General features: G+C 68.2%; 21 protein-coding genes and 1 tRNA gene. 13 read left to right on the plus strand and 9 right to left on the minus strand.

All coding sequences use genetic code 11. The features are described 5' to 3' along the window. Positions 1-8: 8 nt before the first annotated feature. Together recO and ACWAT3_RS01155 are read left to right on the plus strand one after the other, a co-directional pair. Entirely contained in the window at positions 9-752 is a 744-nt protein-coding gene (recO, locus tag ACWAT3_RS01150) for a DNA repair protein RecO (RefSeq protein ID WP_460795198.1), read from the plus strand. After that, complete coding sequence (locus ACWAT3_RS01155) at positions 749-1,552, plus strand: isoprenyl transferase (RefSeq protein ID WP_460795200.1); 804 nt, start codon at positions 749-751, stop codon at positions 1,550-1,552. The genes recO and ACWAT3_RS01155 overlap by 4 nt, the downstream gene beginning before the upstream one ends. Here the strand turns inward: ACWAT3_RS01155 and ACWAT3_RS01160 are convergent. Continuing rightward, a complete protein-coding gene (locus tag ACWAT3_RS01160; protein WP_460795202.1) occupies positions 1,549-2,115 on the minus strand; it encodes a P-loop NTPase family protein in 567 nt (188 codons plus the stop codon). The two genes, ACWAT3_RS01155 and ACWAT3_RS01160, sit on opposite strands and share 4 nt — an antisense overlap. A gap of 154 nt (positions 2,116-2,269) precedes the next feature. Here ACWAT3_RS01160 and ACWAT3_RS01165 point away from each other — a divergent pair, with 154 nt between their 5' ends. Beyond that, a complete protein-coding gene (locus tag ACWAT3_RS01165) occupies positions 2,270-2,941 on the plus strand; it encodes a DsbA family oxidoreductase (protein WP_460795204.1) in 672 nt (223 codons plus the stop codon). 103 nt (positions 2,942-3,044) lie between these two features. On the opposite strand, the gene ACWAT3_RS01170 is transcribed toward ACWAT3_RS01165, so the two are convergent. Then, entirely contained in the window at positions 3,045-3,539 is a 495-nt protein-coding gene (locus ACWAT3_RS01170; protein WP_460795206.1) for a glutathione peroxidase, read from the minus strand. A gap of 61 nt (positions 3,540-3,600) precedes the next feature. On the opposite strand from ACWAT3_RS01170, the gene dusB reads away from it, so the two are divergent. The 5 genes from dusB (at position 3,601) to ACWAT3_RS01195 (ending at position 8,980) form a co-directional block, all read left to right on the plus strand. Beyond that, positions 3,601-4,755 carry a tRNA dihydrouridine synthase DusB gene (gene dusB, locus ACWAT3_RS01175; protein ID WP_460795208.1) on the plus strand — a complete coding sequence of 385 codons (1,155 nt, stop codon included), beginning with the start codon at positions 3,601-3,603 and terminating at the stop codon, positions 4,753-4,755. Then, positions 4,745-6,142 (plus strand): deoxyguanosinetriphosphate triphosphohydrolase, encoded by a 1,398-nt coding sequence (locus ACWAT3_RS01180; RefSeq protein ID WP_460795210.1) that lies wholly within the window; start codon positions 4,745-4,747, stop codon positions 6,140-6,142. Before dusB ends, ACWAT3_RS01180 begins: the two co-directional genes overlap by 11 nt. Beyond that, positions 6,142-8,001 (plus strand): DNA primase, encoded by a 1,860-nt coding sequence (dnaG, locus tag ACWAT3_RS01185; RefSeq protein WP_460795212.1) that lies wholly within the window; start codon positions 6,142-6,144, stop codon positions 7,999-8,001. The genes ACWAT3_RS01180 and dnaG overlap by 1 nt, the downstream gene beginning before the upstream one ends. Positions 8,002-8,037: 36 nt before the next feature. After that, the gene (locus tag ACWAT3_RS01190; RefSeq protein WP_460795213.1) at positions 8,038-8,811 is read left to right on the plus strand and encodes an ATP-binding cassette domain-containing protein; all 774 of its coding nucleotides are present in this window, start codon (positions 8,038-8,040) and stop codon (positions 8,809-8,811) included. A gap of 96 nt (positions 8,812-8,907) precedes the next feature. After that, positions 8,908-8,980 (plus strand) — tRNA-Asn (locus ACWAT3_RS01195). 80 nt (positions 8,981-9,060) lie between these two features. Here ACWAT3_RS01195 and ACWAT3_RS01200 read toward each other — a convergent pair. After that, positions 9,061-9,816 carry a DeoR/GlpR family DNA-binding transcription regulator gene (locus ACWAT3_RS01200; protein ID WP_460795215.1) on the minus strand — a complete coding sequence of 252 codons (756 nt, stop codon included), beginning with the start codon at positions 9,814-9,816 and terminating at the stop codon, positions 9,061-9,063. Between the two features lie 58 nt (positions 9,817-9,874). After that, positions 9,875-10,732, minus strand: a complete 858-nt coding sequence (locus ACWAT3_RS01205) for a mechanosensitive ion channel family protein (protein WP_460795217.1) — start codon at positions 10,730-10,732, stop codon at positions 9,875-9,877. Positions 10,733-10,790: 58 nt separating this feature from the next. Here ACWAT3_RS01205 and ACWAT3_RS01210 point away from each other — a divergent pair, with 58 nt between their 5' ends. From ACWAT3_RS01210 to ACWAT3_RS01225, 4 genes are read left to right on the plus strand one after another with little or no spacing between them, the layout of a single operon-like run. Then, positions 10,791-11,888 (plus strand): DUF998 domain-containing protein, encoded by a 1,098-nt coding sequence (locus ACWAT3_RS01210; RefSeq protein WP_460795218.1) that lies wholly within the window; start codon positions 10,791-10,793, stop codon positions 11,886-11,888. 42 nt (positions 11,889-11,930) lie between these two features. Beyond that, positions 11,931-13,067 carry an AI-2E family transporter gene (locus tag ACWAT3_RS01215; RefSeq protein ID WP_460795220.1) on the plus strand — a complete coding sequence of 379 codons (1,137 nt, stop codon included), beginning with the start codon at positions 11,931-11,933 and terminating at the stop codon, positions 13,065-13,067. A 39-nt stretch (positions 13,068-13,106) separates the two neighbouring features. Continuing rightward, a complete protein-coding gene (locus ACWAT3_RS01220; protein ID WP_460795222.1) occupies positions 13,107-13,541 on the plus strand; it encodes a DUF6325 family protein in 435 nt (144 codons plus the stop codon). Between the two features lies 1 nt (position 13,542). After that, complete coding sequence (locus ACWAT3_RS01225) at positions 13,543-13,905, plus strand: SHOCT domain-containing protein (protein WP_460795223.1); 363 nt, start codon at positions 13,543-13,545, stop codon at positions 13,903-13,905. A gap of 63 nt (positions 13,906-13,968) precedes the next feature. Here ACWAT3_RS01225 and ACWAT3_RS01230 read toward each other — a convergent pair whose 3' ends face one another. Both ACWAT3_RS01230 and def read right to left on the minus strand, forming a co-directional pair. After that, positions 13,969-14,484 (minus strand): septum formation family protein, encoded by a 516-nt coding sequence (locus ACWAT3_RS01230; RefSeq protein ID WP_460795225.1) that lies wholly within the window; start codon positions 14,482-14,484, stop codon positions 13,969-13,971. A 126-nt stretch (positions 14,485-14,610) separates the two neighbouring features. Continuing rightward, positions 14,611-15,177: a peptide deformylase gene (gene def, locus ACWAT3_RS01235; RefSeq protein ID WP_460795227.1), complete on the minus strand. Its 567-nt coding sequence runs from the start codon at positions 15,175-15,177 to the stop codon at positions 14,611-14,613. A gap of 61 nt (positions 15,178-15,238) precedes the next feature. Between def and ACWAT3_RS01240 the strand changes: the two genes are divergently transcribed. Beyond that, on the plus strand, positions 15,239-16,261 hold the full coding sequence (locus ACWAT3_RS01240) for a DMT family transporter (RefSeq protein ID WP_460795848.1): 1,023 nt from the start codon (positions 15,239-15,241) through the stop codon (positions 16,259-16,261). Here the strand turns inward: ACWAT3_RS01240 and pgl are convergent. From pgl to zwf, 3 genes are read right to left on the minus strand one after another with little or no spacing between them, the layout of a single operon-like run. Next, entirely contained in the window at positions 16,255-17,043 is a 789-nt protein-coding gene (pgl, locus tag ACWAT3_RS01245; RefSeq protein WP_460795229.1) for a 6-phosphogluconolactonase, read from the minus strand. The two genes, ACWAT3_RS01240 and pgl, sit on opposite strands and share 7 nt — an antisense overlap. After that, positions 17,040-17,975, minus strand: a complete 936-nt coding sequence (locus ACWAT3_RS01250) for a glucose-6-phosphate dehydrogenase assembly protein OpcA (protein ID WP_460795231.1) — start codon at positions 17,973-17,975, stop codon at positions 17,040-17,042. The genes pgl and ACWAT3_RS01250 overlap by 4 nt, the downstream gene beginning before the upstream one ends. Then, a complete protein-coding gene (gene zwf / locus ACWAT3_RS01255) occupies positions 17,972-19,519 on the minus strand; it encodes a glucose-6-phosphate dehydrogenase (protein ID WP_460795232.1) in 1,548 nt (515 codons plus the stop codon). The genes ACWAT3_RS01250 and zwf overlap by 4 nt, the downstream gene beginning before the upstream one ends. Positions 19,520-19,533: the final 14 nt, after the last annotated feature.

Raw genomic sequence — 19,533 nt, forward strand, 5'->3', positions numbered from 1 at the left:
ATCGGACAGTGCCCACCTATCGAGACGAAGCGGTGATCCTGCGCACCCACAAACTCGGTGAGGCGGATCGGATCGTGACCATGCTGTCGCGACGGCACGGCAAGATCCGCGCGGTCGCGAAGGGCGTTCGACGGACCTCCTCGAAGTTCGGCGCACGGTTGGAGCCGTTCATGGTCGCCGACGTGCAGCTGTACCAGGGGCGAACACTGGACATCGTGCAGCAGGCGGAGTCGCTCGGTCACTACGGCACCGACATCGCCGTGCACTACGACCGGTTCACCTCGGCGAGCGCGATGGTCGAGACCGCCGATCGCCTGAGCGACTCCGAGGCGACGACCGACCAGTACCTGCTGCTGGTCGGCGGCCTCCGCGCGCTCTCGCGCGGCGAGCATCGGCCCCGCAGCATCCTGGACTCCTACCTGCTGCGCGTCATGGCGCTCTCCGGGTGGGCGCCGTCTCTTTCGGACTGCGCGCGCTGCTCGAAGCCGGGGCCGCATCCGTCTTTCGTCGGCCAGCTCGGCGGGGCGGTGTGCGCCGATTGCGCTCCGGTGGGCAGCCCGCGCATCGCCGGATCGACGCTGAGCCTGCTGCGCTCTCTGATAGCGGGCGAGTGGGACGTCATCGACGCGGCCCCTGGGTCGGATGCCGCCGCGGCCTCCGGCGTGATCGCCGCGTACGCGCAATGGCATCTGGAACGCGGCATCCGCTCGCTCGCCCATGTGAGCAGCAAGACAGAAGAGGGAGCACGGTGACACCGAAGCCGTACACGCACAAGGACGCGGTCGCGTATCGTCCACTGGACTGGACCGGACTGTACCCGCCGGAGTTCCCGAAGGTTCCCGAACACATCGCGATCGTCATGGACGGCAACGGGCGCTGGGCGAACCGTCGGGGGCTCAGTCGCATCGAGGGCCACAAAGCCGGCGAAGAGGTGCTGCTCGACGTGGTCGCCGGGGCGATCCAGGCCGGCGTCACGCATCTGTCGGTCTACGCCTTCTCGACGGAGAACTGGGCGCGTTCGCCCGAGGAGGTCCGCTTCCTCATGGGGTACAACCGAGACGTCCTTCATCGCCGGCGCGACCAGCTCAACGAGTGGAACGTGCGCATCCGCTGGGCGGGGCGCAAGCCGCGTCTGTGGGGTTCCGTCATCAAGGAGCTGCAGCACGCGGAGCAGCTCACCCGTGGCAATGACGGACTCACCCTGACGATGTGCGTGAACTACGGTGGGCGGGTCGAGCTGGTCGATGCCATGCGCTCCCTGGCCGGCGAGGTCGCCGCAGGACGGTTGAAGCCGAACGCGATCAGCGAGAAGCTGATCCGCCGTCACCTCTACGTGCCCGACATGCCGGATGTCGACCTGTTCCTGCGCAGCTCGGGGGAGCAGCGCACGTCGAACTTCCTGCTCTGGCAGTCGGCGTACGCCGAGATGGTGTTCCTCGACACGCTCTGGCCGGACTTCTCCCGTACGGAGCTATGGCGAGCGATCGAGGTGTACCTCTCGAGGGACCGACGCTTCGGAGGCGCCATCGACGCGCCGAGCGAGTCGGCCTAGTCCGCAGAGCACCGCCGCAGCCAGGCATCCGCTTCGCGGGGATGCCGCAGCCGCACGATCGTCAGGTGCGGGAAGCGTGTGGCGATGCTCGGCATCCGCTCGTTCCACTTGTGACGCGTGCTGGCCTGCCAGCGCAGGATGTCGTTCTCCCCCGTCCAGGCGTCCCTGGACCAGATCGCCGGTTCGATGTTCCCGTTCCAGAGCTCGGTGCGCAGGATCCGGCGCTTCAGCGTCCGGCGGACGAGTCGCCGGCGCACGAGCGACCAGGGATAGTCGAGCCAGATGAGCAGATCGCCCCGCGGGGCGAGGATCTCATCCGTGCCCTTGCTGGTGTACTGCCACTCGGTGACCCAGCGGTCCTCCGCGGCGAACGCGCGGACGTCGTCCAGGAACTCCGGCCGGGGCGTCCACTCGGGCCCGTGGAACAGAGCGTCGATCTCGACATGGCGCAGCCCCCACGCCGCAGCGAGCCGACGCGCGAACGTCGTCTTCCCGGCACCCGTGACTCCGGCGACCAGAACCCGCTCGACGTCGGACGGCGGCGGGTCGTCGAACGAGAGCATCCGAAGATCGTAACGGACGGCGCCGCGACGAATGACGAATGCGATGACGAATCGCGGACGTTCGTGCCCGATCGATTCGTGATTCGTCATCGCATCCGTGAACTGTCGCGTGGCCTGTGGAATACGTGCCGACTGCACCGGGTTGGACTCTGGTGTGACTGAACCCATCTCGATCGACATCTGGTCCGACATCGCCTGCCCGTGGTGCTACATCGGCAAGCGCAATCTCGAGAAGGGGCTCGAAGCCGTCGCCGGCGACGACGACGCCCCGGAGGTGAACATCACGTTCCACTCGTTCGAGCTGTCGCCCGACACCCCTGTCGACTTCGACGGCGACGAGATCGACTTCCTCGCGGGACACAAGGGGATGCCGCGCGAGCAGGTCGAGCAGATGCTGGCGCGCGTGACGGGCGTTGCGAAGGATGCGGGCCTGGACTACCGCTTCGACCTGCTGCAGCACACCAACACCGTCAAGGCGCATGAGCTGCTCCATCACGCGAAGGCCAAGGGGCTCCAGCACGAGATGGAGGAGCGGCTGATGTCCGCCTACTTCACCGAGGGCAAGCACGTCGGCCGCATCGACGACCTCGTCGAGCTGGCGGTCGAAGTCGGGCTGGATGCCGACGAGACCCGACAGGCGCTCGAGGCCGCGACCTACCTCCCCGCCGTTCGACAGGATCAGGCCCAGGCGCAGGCCTACGGCATCCAGGGCGTCCCGTTCTTCGTCGTCGACGGCCAGTACGGCATCTCGGGCGCGCAGCCGCCGAGCACCTTCGAGAGCGTGCTGCGCGATCTCTGGGCCAAGCGCGACGAGTCCGCGGCCTGACGAACACCGAGCGCACGGCTCGTCGCCGAGTGAACGACGTATCGACGTGACCACGTCGTTCACTCGGCGCGACCTCGTGCGCTCCAGGCGGTGAGAAGTGCTCTCAGCGCGTGAGGGCCGCCTCGATCGCCGACACGATCTCGGGGTCGTCCGGGCGCTGCTTCGGGCGGAACCGCTGCACGGAGCCGTCCGGAGCCACGAGGAACTTCTCGAAGTTCCACTCGACACGTCCGGCCTTGCCTCCGGCATCCTGAGTCTGCTTCAGCTGCTTGTACAGGTCGGTGGCGTTGCGGCCGTTGACCTTGATCTTGTCGTTGATCGGGAAGCTGATGCCGTAGGTCGTCGAGCAAAAGTCGAGGATCTTCTCGATCGACCCGGGCTCCTGGCCCATGAACTGGTTGCACGGGAAGCCCACGACCGAGAAGCCGCGGTCGCCGTACGTGCGCTGCAGTTCTTCCAGCTGCTCGTACTGCGGGGTCAGGCCGCATTTCGAGGCAACGTTGACGACGAGGACCACATCGGCCGCGTAGTCGTCGAGGGTCCTGGTCTTTCCCTCGGCATCCGTGAAGGGGATCTGGCGGAGGTTCTCATCGGTCATAGTCCACAGCCTAGATCGCCTGAGCCATGCCGGCTCCGGAGGGTGGGAGAATGGAGGGGATATGAGTCTTGCCACAGCCCCAGCGCGCTCACTGCGCATCGGTCCGATCGACATCGACGTGCCCGTCGTCCTCGCGCCCATGGCCGGGATCACGAACACCGCGTTCCGTCGACTGTGCCGCGAATACGGCGCAGGCCTCTACGTCAGCGAGATGATCACGTCGCGCGCGCTCGTCGAGCGCAACGAGGTCACCATGCGCCTCATCCGCCATCATGAATCCGAGACGCCGCGGTCGATCCAGCTCTACGGCGTCGACCCGACCACGATCGCCGAGGCCGTGCGGATCATCGTCGCCGAGGACCACGCCGACCACATCGACCTGAACTTCGGATGCCCCGTGCCCAAGGTGACCCGCAAGGGCGGGGGAGCGGCTCTTCCGTGGAAGACGAAGCTCTTCGCAGACATCGTCGACCAGGCGGTGAAGGCGGCAGGTGACATCCCGTTGACGGTCAAGATGCGCAAGGGCATCGACCGGGACCACCTCACCTTCCTCGATGCCGGTCGCGCCGCAGAGGATGCCGGTGTCGCCGCCATCGCGCTGCATGCCCGCACGGCGAGCGAGTTCTACTCCGGCCATGCGGACTGGAACGCCATCGGTGAGCTGAAGCAGGCGGTCACCAGCATCCCGGTGCTCGGCAACGGCGACATCTGGTCGGCCGAGGACGCCGTGCGGATGATGGCCGAGACGGATTGCGACGGCGTCGTGGTCGGCCGCGGCTGCCTGGGTCGGCCCTGGCTGTTCGGCGACCTGGCAGCGGCCTTCGGGGCCGAGTCCCGACCCGTCGACGCGACCCTCGGCTTCGTCGCCGACGCGTTCCGTCGCCACGCCGACCTGCTGGTGGAGTTCTTCGAGGATGAGGACCGCGGGTGCCGCGACATCCGCAAGCACGTGTCCTGGTACTTCAAGGGCTATCCCGTCGGCGGCGAGCTGCGCACTGCGCTCGCCAAGGTCGAGAGCCTCGCCCAGATGGACGAGCTGCTCGGCCAGCTCGATCGCGACGCGCCGTATCCCGGTGCGGATGCCGAGGGCCAGCGCGGCCGCGCCGGTCACCCCAAGCGGCCGGCGCTTCCCGACAAATGGCTGGACTCGCGTGACGTCGCCGACGACACTCGTCAGATGCTGCGCGGAGCGGAGATCGAGAACAGTGGCGGCTGACCCGCGAGAAGGCGCGCGACCGGATCGACTCGGCCGCCTCGACGGCTACGACGCGCACGACACCGAGCGCTTCTTCGCGGAGACCCATCGCTCGGAGCGCGATGATTTCGCTCGCGATCGGGCGCGAGTGCTGCACTCGGCCGGCCTCCGCCGACTCGCGGCCAAGACGCAGGTGCTGAGCCCGGCGAGCACTGCGGACTTCGCCCGCAACCGTCTCACCCACTCGCTCGAGGTCGCCCAGGTGGGCCGCGAGCTCGCGATCGCGCTCGGCGTCTCGGCCGATGTCGTCGACACGGCGTGCCTGAGCCATGATCTGGGTCATCCGCCGTTCGGACACAACGGCGAACGGGCGCTCAACGAGTGGGCCGAACCCATCGGCGGCTTCGAGGGCAACGCGCAGTCGCTGCGCATCCTCACCCGGCTCGAGGCCAAGACCCTGGACGACGACGACCGCTCGGTCGGACTCAACCTGACGAGGGCGACGCTCGACGCCACGTGCAAGTACCCCTGGACCGTCGACAGCCCCATTCCCGACCCTGGTGGCCGGCTGAAGTTCGGCGTCTACCCCGAGGACGAGGCCGTGTTCCGCTGGATGCGCGAAGGGGCGCCAGGGCGCCTGCGCTGCATCGAGGCCGAGATCATGGATCTGTCGGACGACATCGCCTACTCGGTGCACGATTTCGAGGACGCCATCGTCAACGGCTACCTCGACGTCGCTCAGCTCTCCGACCCGGCCGAGCACCACGCGCTCGTCGGTCGCGTCCAGCAGTGGGTGGGGTACGACTACACGCGCGAGGAACTGGCCGACGGCCTGTACCGCCTCACTCGTCAGCCGATGTGGCTGCTCTCGTTCGACCGCTCGCGTCGGGACCTTGCCCGACTGAAGAACCTCACGAGCGACATGATCGGCCGGTTCGCCCGCGCTGCGGTATCCGCGACGCGGGAGGCGTACAGCGGTCCCGCGCTCGCGCGCTACAACGCGCATGTGGTCGTGCCGCGCGTGATCGAGGTCGAGATCGCGGTGCTCAAGGGCATCATGGGCCAGGCCATCGTCACGATCGACGCGCGTCGCGGGGTCTACAAGGAGCAGCGCAGAGTGCTCAAGCGCCTGGCCGACGCGCTGTGGTCCACGGACACCCTGTGGACCGCGGGTGCGGACGTTCTCGAGCCGGCCTTCGCCGCCGACTTCCTGGATGCCCAGACGGATGCCGCCCGCGCACGGGTCGTCATCGACCAGATCGCGAGCCTCACCGACCAGACGGCGCTCGACTGGCACTCCCGGCTCGTCGGAGACATCGATCCGGCCGAGGTCGGGATCTGGTCGCCGCGCCATGCGCGCCCTCGTACGCACGGGGCACCAGCGGCGGTCGTCGAAGGGGCGCGCTGATGCCGCGCATCCGTCAGGCGGACGTCGACGAGGTCAAAGCCAGGATCAACATCGCGGACATCGTGGGGGAGCGCGTCGCCCTGAAGTCGGCCGGCGTCGGATCCCTCAAGGGGCTCTGCCCGTTCCACGATGAGAAGAGCCCGAGCTTCCATGTGCGCCCGCAGGTGGGCTACTACCACTGCTTCGGCTGCGGGGCATCGGGGGACGTGTACTCGTTCCTCCGGGAGATGGATCACGTCAGCTTCACCGAGGCGGTGGAGCGGCTGGCCGGCCGCGTCGGCTACTCGCTGCACTACGAGGACGGCGGCGCCGCTCCCGAGACGAGCGGGCGCAGCCGGTTGTACGCGGCGAACACGGCTGCGGCCGAGTTCTTCCGCTCGCAGTTGCTCACCGCTGATGCCGAGACCGGCCGGCGCTTCCTGGGCGAACGCGGGTTCGACGCGGGAGCCGCAGCACATTTCGGCGTCGGCTTCGCACCGCGCGGATGGGACGGCCTGCTGAAGGCCATGACCGCGCAGGGCTTCAGCCGCGAGGAATTGCTCGCTGCCGGACTGCTCTCACAGGGGCAGCGCGGTGTGTACGACCGTTTCCGCGGGCGGCTGGTCTGGCCGATCCGCGACGTCACAGGGCAGACGATCGGATTCGGCGCGCGGAAGCTGTTCGACGACGATCAGGGACCCAAGTACCTGAACACCCCGGAGACGCCGATCTACAAGAAGGCGCAGGTGCTCTACGGCCTGGACCTCGCCAAGCGCGACATCTCGCGCGGCGACCCGCGCCGTGTGGTGGTCGTCGAGGGATACACGGATGTGATGGCGTGCCACCTGGCCGGTCTCACCACCGCGATCGCGACCTGCGGCACCGCGTTCGGCACCGACCACATCAAGGTGCTCCGCCGCGTCATGGGCGATGATTCGGGCGCCGGCGAGGTCGTGTTCACGTTCGATGGTGATGAGGCGGGGCAGAAGGCCGCGCTGCGCGCGTTCACGGAGGACGATCGCTTCAACGCGCAGACATTCGTCGCGGTCGCGCCGGACGGTCTTGACCCGTGCGATCTGCGTCTGCAGCGCGGGGATGCCGCGGTGCGCGGCCTCATGGATGCGAAGCAGCCGATGTTCGAGTTCGCGATCGACCGCAAACTCGCCGGCTTCGATCTCGCCACGGTCGAAGGACGCGTCGGGGCTCTGCGCGCGGCGGCGCCGATCGTCGCCGAGATCCGCGATCGCCTGCTGCGGCCCGGGTACGAGCGGGTGCTCGCGCGCCGGCTCGGCATGGACCCCACCGACGTGCACGCCGAGGTCGAGCGCGCCGCGCGCGGTGTCTCGCAGCCGCCGGCACGACGGGAATCGGTGGCGACGGCATCCGATGGGGTCTCGTCAGCGCCGGTGGTCGAGGCCGTCACGATCGCGAGCCTGCCGAGGACGGCCGAGGTCGCGCTCGAGCGCGACGCTCTGATCGGAACCCTGCAGTACGGGCATCAGGTCGATACGGAGCTGCTCGGACGCGCGTTGGCGCAGCCGTTCCGCAACGCCGCGCTCGAAGCGGTGCGGCAGTCCATCGTCGACGGCGACCGGACCAGGCCCGGCTGGGTCATGGATGCCGTCAACTCGGTGCGCGAGCCGTATCGCTCGCTCGCCGGCGAACTGCTCATGACGTCGTTCCCCGCTCGGGACGAGACCGGCGCGGTGGCGTCGACGACCGACCTCGCGCGCCGACTGATCGTCCGGGGGCTCGAGCAGGAGAAGCAGGAGCTGCTCGGCGCGGTGCAGCGCGTGCCGGCCGAGTCCGACGGCGGCAGAGCGCTGCGCGTGCGGCTGCGTGATATCGATCTCGAACGTCGCCGTTTCACCGAGTCGTAACGGCGCCGGGCGTCGCCGCCGGGGGAGGATGGACGCATGTCTCGCCGGTCTCCCTCTCCGAACGTGATCGACTGCTCGGATCTGGTGATCGACCGGGTCGGGCACGGCGGTGCGACGAGAGCCGTCGACGGCGTGTCGTTCCAGATCCAGTCGGGTGGGCTGCTCTGCGTCGCGGGGCCGACAGGGTCGGGGAAATCGACGCTCGTCGCGGCCCTCGCCGGATCGACGGACCCGTCGGTGCGGATCGTCGGCGGCACGGCAGACGTGTGCGGCGTCAACGTGCGGAAGCCGGGCCGTCGTCATCGCGAACTGACCTACCTCAGCGGCTTCGTGCCGCAGGGGGCCGGGGCGACGCTGCCGCCGAGCCTCACCGTGACCGAGGTGATCGCGGAACCGATTCTCATCCGCGAGAAGCGCGTCAACGCCAAAGCGCTGTCCATCCGCATCGCGACCCTGCTGGATGAACTGCACCTGCCGCTCGGCACAGCCGACAAGTTCCCGTACGAGTTGAGCGCGGGCATGCGGCAGCGCGTCGCGATCGCCCGAGCTTTCGTCCTGGAGCCGAAGGTCCTCGTCGCCGACGAGGTGCTCGCGAACCTCGACCTGGAGGTGCGTCCGGTCGTCTTCGACGCGATCACGCGCCGCCGGACGGAGCAGGGGATGGGGGCGCTGCTCGTCACGAACGATGCCGCGTTCATCCGTGAGCTCAAGGCGGAGACGCTCATGCTGCGCGGAGGTCACGTCGTTGCCCGCGGCGTGGGAGACGATCTGCTCTGGGTCCCGAACGCCGAAGCGGATTCGCGTCGCTGAGCGCGACACACCCGGCGGCACGGAAACCCCCGTCGATGTCATTCGCATCGCCGGACGTTTGCTAAGCTAGTCGAGTTGCTTCGGCAGCATGCCTGATCCTCGATAGCTCAATTGGCAGAGCAGCCGGCTGTTAACCGGCAGGTTGTTGGTTCGAGTCCAACTCGGGGAGCAAGATCGGCCCGGAATTCCGCGGAGGTTGAGAAATAAACCCTTCGGATTCCGGGCCTTTTTGCTGTGCCCTCCTGCTCGTCAGCGTGCGTCGATTACCCGCACCTGAGTGCCCAGGTGCCGTATCACCTCGCTCTGCGGGTCCGCGTCGGTGATCACTCCCGCTGTCTCGTCGAAGCCGATCACGCCGAACGGCGACGCCGCCCCGATCTTCTCCGACGAACCGAGCACGTACGTCTCCGCAGCGCGGGATGCCAGCACGCGCTTCATCGCCGCCTCGTCCGGGTCGCCTGTCGTCAAGCCGGAGTCGGGATGGATGCCCGTGACGCCGAGCAGGAACACATCCGCGCTGATGCGCTCTGCGGCCTCGACCGCCGCGGAACCGCTCGCGACGGCGGAGTGCTTGAAGAGTCGGCCGCCGAGGATGAACACGTCGACGGTCGGATGCTCGATCAGCGCCGCCGCGACGGTCGGGCTGTGCGTGATGATCGTGCACCGCAAGGACGCGGGGAGGAGGGCTGCGACGGCGAGGGCCGTCGTGCCGCCGTCGAGGATGACGGTGCTTCCCTGATCGATGAACTCGACGGCTTTGGCCGCGACGAGCTGCTTGCCCGCGACCTCCACCTCGCGGCGACGCTCGTAGCCGACCACGGCGGGGGAGACCGGCAGGGCGCCGCCGTACACCCGCTGGCAGAGCCCTTCGGCGGCCATCTCCCTCAGGTCGCGGCGGATGCTGTCCTCCGAGAGTCCGAGCTCGAGGGCAACGGTCTTCGCGACGATCTTCCCGTCGCGGCTCAACGTCTCGAGCAGGTACGCCCGCCGCTCCGCCGTCAGCACTGCATTCCTCGTCTCGTCATGATCCCGCCCGTGTCCCGCGCAGCCCGCGCGCCAGGCATCACAGCTTCCCGGGTGGGGCGAGCGGCGCCGGTGCAGGATCATCCGTCACGACGCCGGCCACGCCGGCATCGCTCAACGCGCCAGCGACCGCGGTGATCACGTCCGACGTCACGACGGGGCCGTGCAGCGGGTGGTGCCAGAACTGCAGCCGGATGATCCACCGCTCGTCCGAGACCTCCCGGACGAGTGCACGCACCGATTCCCGCGCGTGCACTCCCTCGACGAGGGCGGCGGAGTCCGTGAGGAGGCCGATGATCGTGCCCAGCTCGCGGTCGTCGGTCCTCGCGATGCGCGCCTGCACCTCGCTTCGCCTGGCGCCGTGACGGGAGTCGTTGACGAGGACGTTGGACAGCAGTTGGAGATTCGGGATGTGGGCCGTGCGACCGTCGGACGTCGTGACGATCACTGCGCGACCGTTGAGCTCTTTGACGACACCGGAGATCTGGCCGTCCGGACCTTCGAAGAGGATCTCCTCGCCCAGCTTGACCGGCTGGCGCGACTGCACGAGCACACCGGCGGCGAAGTTGTCCGCGACGCCCCGCAGCACGAGGAAGATGATGACGGCTGCGATGATCGTGACGGCCAGCAGCGGTTGGATACTCGCACCGAGGAAGCCGAGGGCGATGCCGATCCCGAGGAAGATCAGCACGTACTGCACGAGCCGTGCGGCGACATCCACCATCGTGTCCGAGAGGCCGGCCGCCCGGTGGCCGAGGGTGAGCACGCCCTTGCGGGCGAAATGCGATGCGATCCACCCGGCGACCACCGAGAGCACGGCGAACACGACGCTCCACACCGAGACGTTGGTCGGGATGAGCTGCGACAGATCCACGGTCACTCCGGTTCTGGGAGCCACGGCGTGCGGCTCCACGGGTCGCGACTCATGCTAGCCGGACGTACGGCACACTGATCTCATGTCGACACCGCGCACGTCAGTCAGTCCCCTCTCCGCCACGCGCGCGCAGAGCACCGCATCGGAGCGATCGCTCGAGACGCTCGGCCTCTGGATGGCCATTGTCTCCTTCGTACTGGTGGCCGTCATCGCGCTGCCGGTGTTCGGCTTCGGATCCGCTGCGATCGCGGGGGAAGGGTCGGTCGGCCAGTACGCGGCGATCGCATCGGCGGTGACCGCGGTGGTGGCGTTCATCGGCGGCCGTCTCGTCGTGGACCGCCCGACCAGACAGGGCCGGATCGGCGTGCTGGATGTGATCGACATCGCCGCGTTCGGATTCGCGCACGCGGTGATCGCGTTGCTCGGATGGACGCTGACGGCGACCATCCTCACGCACGGCTTCGTGGACGCCGTCGTGTTCCCGCTCCCCGTTCTGCTGCTGTCGGGTGCCGCTGCCGCGCTCACGGCCTATGTGGCGTTCCTGTCGGCGACGCATCTCGACATGCAGCTGCTTGCGATCGTGCTCGCGACCTTCCTCTGCCTCGGCATCATCACCAGCATGCTCACTGCCAGCGACCCGCACTGGTGGCAGGAGAACCTGAGCGCTCTGGGCATGACGGACGATCTGTCGGCCCGGACCTTCAACCTGACGCTGATCGTCGCCGGCATCCTCGTCACGACGCTCGCCCGCTACGCCACCCTTCGGGTGCCGACCTCGCACCCTCGCGGCATCGCCAGAGTCCGGACGTGCCTGGTGATCGTGGGCATCTTCCTCGGGCTCGTCGGCGTCTTCCACGTCGACGACTTCTTCGCGATCCACACGGGCGTGGCCAGTGGGATGGCCGTGTCGTTCAGCATCCTGGTCTTCGCGCTGCGGCGCTGGATCCCGGGGATGCCGAGCACGTTCCTGCTGCTCGGATACCTGTTCGTCATGGTCATCGTGACGCTCGCCGTGCTGTTCGGCATCGGCTACTACACGCTGACGGCCGTGGAACTGGTCGCCGGAATCCTCGTGTTCACCTGGATCATCCTCTTCATCCGCAATGCGGACGCGCTGCGCAGAGACACCGAGGTCCCGGTGCGTCCTTCATCGCCCGGCGAGGTCATCTCCCGTGGGTGAGTCGCGACGGCCCGCCCGCAGCCCGCGGGTAGCGTTCTGTCCGTGAGCGATCCCGAACTCGAGCTGGAACCCGTGGACGACGGGACGATGAAGCCACGGCGTTCGGCGCTGCTGCGGCTCGTTCCTGCGCATCCGCTCGTCTCGGGATTCACGGTCGCGCTCGGGGTGATCTTCGCGATCGCCCTGTCCGCGACGGTCGCCTCGCTCTCGACCGTGCTGATCTCGATCTTCCTCGGCCTGTTCCTCGCCCTGGGGCTGGACCCGGCCGTCCAGGCACTGGAGCGCCGGGGGATCCGCCGCGGCATCGGCATCGCGATCGTCGCGGTGTCGTTCCTCGCCCTGATGGTCATCATCCTGCTGGTCGTGATCCCCGCGACGGTCCGCCAGTTCGTCGCCGCGCTCGAGGCGGCGCCGGAAGCGATCGACGCGATGCAGACCAGCGACTGGTATCTGTCGCTCGAGGCGAATCTCGGCGTCGACCTCGACGCGCTCATCGCCGAGGGGCTGAAGTCGATCACGAGCATCTCATCCTTCCTCGCGATCTCCGGTGGCGTGCTGCGCGTCGGATTCGGCGTCGTCGGAGCGGTGTCGAGCTTCGTGATGGTCGTCGTGCTCACGCTCTACTTCGTCTCCTCGCTCTCCACGATGAAGCAGACGATCGCGAATCTCGTGCCCGCGTATCAGCGCAGACGCTTCACCGACCTGCTCGAGCAGATCACGGGTTCGGTGGGATCCGTCGTCGCCGGCGGCATCACTCTCTCCACGATCAATGCCGCCGTCGTGCTGATCATCCAGCTCATCATCGGGTCGTCGGTTCCGGCGGTCATGGCGATCGCGGCGTTCTTCATCACGCTGATCCCGCTGCTCGGCTCGTTGATCTTCCTGCTCATCGGCACGGTCGGAGCGCTGTTCATCAGCCCGCTGGCGGCGGTGATCTTCCTGGTGCTGTACTTCATCTACATCCAGGTCGAGGCGTACTTCGTCACCCCGCGCGTCATGGGCAAGGCGGTCGCCGTGCCTGCGGTGCTCGTCATCATCGGCGCCATGGTCGGCGCGACGCTCATGGGGCTCCTCGGAGCCCTGGTGGCGATTCCGATCACGGCATCCATTCTGATCATCATCCGGCAGGTCGTGATTCCGCGGCAGAACGCGATCACGACGGCGCCGGATGCCGGCTGACCCGCTCGCATCATCCGCACCATCGAAGAAAGGAATCACATGGCCGACTTCCGTTTCGGTCCCGTCGAGCTGTACCTCGTCGGGTTCGAGGGAGAGCGTCCCGATCCGGCGACGCTCGGAGCTCTCACCGACCTGCTCGCCAGTGGTCTCGTCCGCCTCCTCGATTTCGTGCTCGTCGCGAAGTCCGAGGACGGCGAGATCGAGGTCATCGAGGTGGATGCCGAGGCTGACGCTCTCGGACTCGGTGGCGTCGAGATCCACGCATCCGGCATCGCCGGCGGCGAGGACATCGATGAATTGGCGGAGCAGATCCCGCCCGGGGGCTCCGCCGCCCTCGTCGTGCTCGAACTGAGCTACGCCCGTGCACTCGCTGAGCAGTTCAACGCCTCCGGTGGCGTGCTGCTGCGCAGCGAGCGCGTCCCCGCCCCCATCGTCAACGCGATGGTGGACGTCCTCGAGAACGAAGGAGAATGACATGCCGCTTCGCAGATTCGGACGCCCCGGTCTGATCGGGCTCGCCGCACGCACGGCCGTGGTCGCCGGTACGGCGTCCGCCGTCTCAGGCGGAATGGCGCGCAACCAGCAGCAGAAGGCGCAGGCGCAGTACGAGCAGCAGCAGTACGAGGCCGCGCAGCAGCAGGCGCAGATCGATGCGGCGGCGCAGGCGGCCGCGTCGCAGTACGCGCAGCCCGCTCCGGCGGCCCCCGCTGTCCCTGCCGCGCCGGCACCGGCGGCCAACGACATGCTGGCGCAGTTGCAGCAGCTCGCGGCTCTGAAGGAATCCGGCGTGCTGTCGGACGAGGAGTTCGCCGCCGCCAAGGCCAAGCTGCTCGGCTGAACGACCGCAGACAGAAGAAGGCCCCGCCGATCGGCGGGGCCTTCACTCCTTTGTGAACGCGTGTCAGCGCGCGGCGCCCTCGAGCGAGACGACCAGCGCGTCGTCGGCGGGGTCGTAGATCGCGCACTGAACGAGACGGTCATCGGCCTGATCCCAGCTCTCGGCGGTCGGGCTGATCCACCAGAAGTCCAGCGTGGAATCCGCGTACGCGAGGCCGACGAAGTCGCCGAACGCCGGGACGCACTCGGTCTCGACGGCCGACTGGATGTCGGTGTCGCTCGGGAACTCGCCCTCGGGCAGCTCGAACTCGTAGAAGATCTCGTCGGCGTGCGGCTCGGTGCACGGGACGACGTCTGCATCCTGCATCTCACCGGTCGCGTCGCTCGCCGGCATGCAGTCGCCGACCTTCAGCGCGAAGATGTCGATGTTCGACTCCTCGGTGACCTCGCCGGTCTCCTCGTCGCGCGGCGCATCGCCCGAGAACACGCTCGTGATCGCGCTGCATCCCGTCAGTGCGATACTCAGCGCGACCGCCGAACCTGCCAGCGCGAGCGCTCGGCGCTTCCGAAGCTTCATCATGGTTTCCCCCTCCAGAGATTTTGGCGCGGGAAAGAAACGAAGCCCCCGCCGCCCTTGAACGCTATCCAGGACCTTACCTGTGATGCAACTTCGAAGACCTGATGAAAGTTCTGAACGGCGGCGGCCTCACGCCTCGAGGTCGTCGACCCCTGGCATCCAGCTGCGTCCTGGCTTGCCCCAGCCGCGCTTGCGCGCGATCTTCTGCACGGTCTTCCAGTCGCCATCGGCGAGCCGATCGACGTAGAGGATGCCGTCCAGGTGGTCGAACTCGTGCTGCATGATCCGTGCACGCCATCCGTCCACCTCGATGCGCACCTCGTCGCCGGCGAGATCCTGGCCGGTGACGAGTACCCGGTCGGCTCGGCGCAGCGGGAACCGCTCGCCCGGGAAGGACAGGCAGCCTTCGGACTCCTCATCGGGGTCGGGGGACCCGGGCTCCGGCGGGCTCATCCAGAGCACGGGATTGATGAGCACTCCGCGCCATGGTCGATCCTCGTCGTCCACGTACGCGTAGGTGTAGATCCGCAGCGCGACGCCCACCTGGGGAGCGGCGAGACCGACGCCGGGCGCGGCATCCATGGTCTCGAACATGTCGGCGACGAGTGAGCGGATCTCATCCGTGATCTCATCGACGGCGACGGCGGGGGAATGCAGGACGGGATCGCCCATGATGCGAATCGGAAGAACAGCCACGCCACAACCCTAATGCGCCAGAACCGCCCGGTAAGGTCGTACTGTGAGCGCGGGGGTTTGGATGGCCGAGATCGACGTCACCGATCAGCTGGTCGGCGTGTTCGAGAACCCCGCTCTGCTGCTCGGCATCCCGCTGGCTCTGGCCGGCGCGGTGTTCATGTCGCTCGGTGCGCAGTATCAGCACCGAGGCGTCGAGAAGGTCGAGAAGCTGAGCGGCGCCGATGGCACCGCCGGGCTCAGCATGGACCAGATCAAGCGGCTGCTGACCCGTCCTTCCTGGATCATCGGCACGCTCATGCTCGGCCTCGCGGTCATCTGCCAACTGGCAGCCCTCGCCGTCGCGCCGCTGATCGTGGTGCAGCCGCTCGGCGCGGTCGCGCTCGTCATCACGACGCTGCTCAACGCGCGCATCTCCGGCCACACGCCCACACGACAATCCCTCACGGCGATCGCGGCGTGCGTCGGCGGCATCTTCATCTTCGTGTTCTTCGCGGCGATCTATGCGGTCGAGAAGGAGATCACGAACAACGAGCTCTTCACGATCCTCGCGATCCTGCTCGTCGTGATCATCCTGCTCGGCACCTGCTGGCTCATCCTCCGCCACCGCATGCGCGCCCTCTTCTACGTCGTCGGCGCCGGCATCCTGTACGGCTTCGTCGCGACGCTGGCCAAGGCTGTCATCTCGCGCGTGCAGCACGGCACGTTCGACTGGATCACGCTCGTGTGCGTGATCGCGCTGATCGCGGCAGGAGTCGTGGGCGCCTACTTCGTGCAGACCGCGTACAGCTCCGGCCCCCCGGACCTGGTGATCGCTGGCCTGACCGTCGTCGACCCGCTGGTGGCCGTCCTCATCGGCGTCATCGTGCTCGGCGAGGCGGATGCTGCCCCGACCTGCGTGATGCTCGCGTTCCTGATCTCCGGCGCCATCGCCGTCTGGGGCGTCATCGGCCTGGCCCGGTTTCACCCTCAGGTGCTCAGCGAGAGCCAGGACCTCGGCATCCAGCGCGGCAGCGAGGGCGGCACGACGCCGGATGCGGAACCGGATGCCGGGGATCAGCCGCCGGCACCCGAACCGCGTCAGTAGCTCTGATCGAAGAGGTCGGGCGAGACCTCGGAAGCGGCAGCGGAGTCCACGAAGAACACCGTGCGCTTGCGGCCTTTCGCCCCGGCGACGGGAACGTTCGCGTAGTTGGCTCCCGCCAGTGCGAGTCCGAGCGCCGAGGCCTTGTCAGCACCGGTCAGCACCAGCCAGACGCGCTTCGATGCGTTCAGGACCGGGCGGGTCAGCGTGACGCGCTCCGACGGAGGCTTGGGGGAGTCGCGCACGGCCAGGGCCGCGGCATCCGTCACCGTGACCTCAGGGCGGTCGGGGAACAGCGAGGCGATGTGTCCGTCAGGACCGACACCGAGGAAGCACACCGCGAACGACGGCCACGGGTGCTCTTCCGTACCGTGCTCCGCCAGCTCAGCGGCGTAGTCGGCTGCGGCCTCGTCGAGGGTCGCGCCGCCGTCGGAGGCTGCGACCTCGTGGATGTTCTCAGCCGGGACAGGGATGTGGTTCAGCAGGGCGTTCCGGGACTGCACGGCGTTGCGATCGGCATCCGCGCGCGGCACGAACCGCTCGTCGCCCCACCAGAAGTGCACCAGCGACCAGTCGATCTCCGACACCCGCGGATGCACGCGCACGGCGCCGAGCACGGCTCCGCCCATGGAGCCACCGGTCAAGGCGACGTGCGCGATCCGACCGTTCCTCGTCCGGGCGCGGACCCGTGCGAGGAAACGGTCGGCGACGCGGTCGGCTACAGCCTGCGGGGTCGCCTCGACGACGACGGTCTTCTCCACGGCAGCAGCCTCCCTGGTGCTCATGCGGCCGACGCTGGCGGACCCAGCTTCTCCCAGCCCTCGGTGATGACTCGACCGTACAGGACGTCGGGGTCCAGCCGGCGCAGCTCCTCAGCCAGGCACTCGCGCAGCGTGCGCCGCGGCAGATGCAGGTCGTGGTCGGGCTGACCCGGCTGCGTCAGGATCGCCGTTCCCGGCTCCGGGCGCTCGAGCAGGATGTCGCCGGACTCCCGCGTGAGGCGGACCGACTTGATGCCCTCGGACCAGTCCTCCGGGTCCTCGTAGGCCCAGGTCACCGGGACGTCCAGCGCGAGACCCAGCCAACTGGCGAGGAGCGCGGTCGACGGGGAGGAGATCGAACCGCGCACCTCGACGGCGGTCACGGACTCGAACGGCGGCTGATCCAGCACGGCGGCGAGCTGCTCGCGCCAGTGGGTCAGTCGCGTCCACGCCAGGTCGGTGTCGCCGGGGGAGTGCTCCTGGCCGAGGAGACCCAGACGGTCGCGGACATCGGCGGATGCCGCGGCATCAGTGATCCGACGCTGGGCGATGCGGCCGAGCGGAGAGGACGCCGGGTCCGCCGGTGCCTCCTCCGGCCACCACGCCACCACGGGGGCGTCGGGCAGCAGGAGACCGGTGACGAGGCTCTCGGCGTTGCTGGCGGCATCGCCGAAGGCGCGCAGCACGACCACTTCGCTCGCTCCGGCGTCCCCGCCGACGCGGATCTGCGCGTCGAGGTGGGCGTCTCCGTCGCCGACGGTGAGCACGATGACGCGCATCGGGTGCTCGCGCGAGGCGTCGTTGGCTGCGTCGATCGCCGCTTCGGCGACCCCGTTGCGGGCCGCGATGATGAGCGTCAGCACACGGCCGAGGGCGACGGCGCCGCCCTCTTCGCGCACGCTGACGAGCTTCTTGGCGACCTGGCTGATGGTCGTGTCGGGAAGGTCGATGATCACGGTCGTCTCCAGACTCGTCCGTCGCGTTCCAGCAGGGCGTCGGCGGATGCCGGGCCCCACGAGCCGGGCGCATACTGCTCCAGGGAGCTGTCCTGCGCGGCCCAGTACTTCTCGAACGGGTCGAGGATCTTCCAGCTGAGCTCGACCTCTTCGTGCCGCGGGAACAGCGGAGGGTCGCCGAGGAGCACATCGAGGATGAGCCGCTCGTACGCCTCAGGGCTGGCTTCGGTGAACGCATGGCCGTAGCCGAAGTCCATCGTCACGTCGCGGACGTTGGTGCCGTTGCCCGGGACCTTCGAGCCGAAGCGGATCGTGACGCCCTCGTCGGGCTGCACGCGGATGACCAGGGCGTTCTGCCCGAGTTCAGCGGCATTCGAGCGGCCGAACAGGTGCTCCGGTGCGCGCTTGAAGACGACGGCGACCTCGGTCACACGGCGTCCGAGGCGCTTGCCGGTGCGCAGGTAGAACGGAACGCCCGCCCAGCGGCGTGTGGCGATCTCGACCTTGATCGCGGCATACGTCTCCGTGGTGGACTGCGGGTGCATGCCCTCCTCGCCGAGGAAGGAGTTGACCTGCTCGCCGCCCTGCCAGCCGCCGTCGTACTGACCGCGCGCCTGGGCGAGCGACAGGTCCTCTGGCAGGCTGACGGCCGCGAGGACCTTCTCCTTCTCGGCACGCAGGTGCTCGGCGGAGAGGCTGATCGGCTCTTCCATCGCGGTGAGCGCGAGCAGCTGCAGCAGGTGGTTCTGGATGACGTCGCGGGCAGCACCGACGCCGTCGTAGTAGCCGGCACGGCCGCCCACTCCGATGTCCTCGGCCATCGTGATCTGCACGTGATCGACGTAGTTGCGGTTCCAGATCGGCTCGTACAGCTCGTTCGCGAAGCGCAGCGCCAGGATGTTCTGGACCGTCTCCTTGCCGAGGTAGTGGTCGATGCGGAAGATCGAGTCGGCGGAGAACGCCACCTCGAGCGACTGGTTCAGCTCGCGCGCGGACTCGAGGTCGTGCCCGAACGGCTTCTCGATGACGACGCGGCGCCAGTGATCTTCGCTCGCCTCGTCGCCGACGAGACCGGATTCCTTGAGCTGGCGCGCCACAACGCGGAACGCCTTCGGCGGGATCGACAGGTAGAACGCGTGGTTGCCCATCGTCCCGCGCTCGACATCCAGCTTCTCGACGGTCGCGCGCAGGCGTGCGAAGGCCTCCGGGTCGTCGAATTCGCCGGAGACGAAGCGGATACCCTGCAGCAGCTGCTGCCAGGTCTCCTCGCGGAACGGGGTGCGCGCGTACTGCTTGACGGCGTCGTAGACGACCTGCGCGAAGTCCTGATCCTCCCAGTCGCGGCGCGCGAAGCCGACCAGGGCGAACCCGGGGGGCAGCAGGCCGCGGTTGGCCAGATCGTAGACAGCCGGCATGAGTTTCTTGCGCGACAGGTCGCCGGTGACACCGAAGATCACGAGGGCGCTAGGCCCTGCGATCCGGTTGAGGCGGCGATCGTCGGGATCGCGCAACGGGTTGTGCCCGCGCGTAACAGGGACAGACATCGGTGGGGGATTCT

The organism is Microbacterium sp. GXF0217 (genome assembly GCF_054798195.1).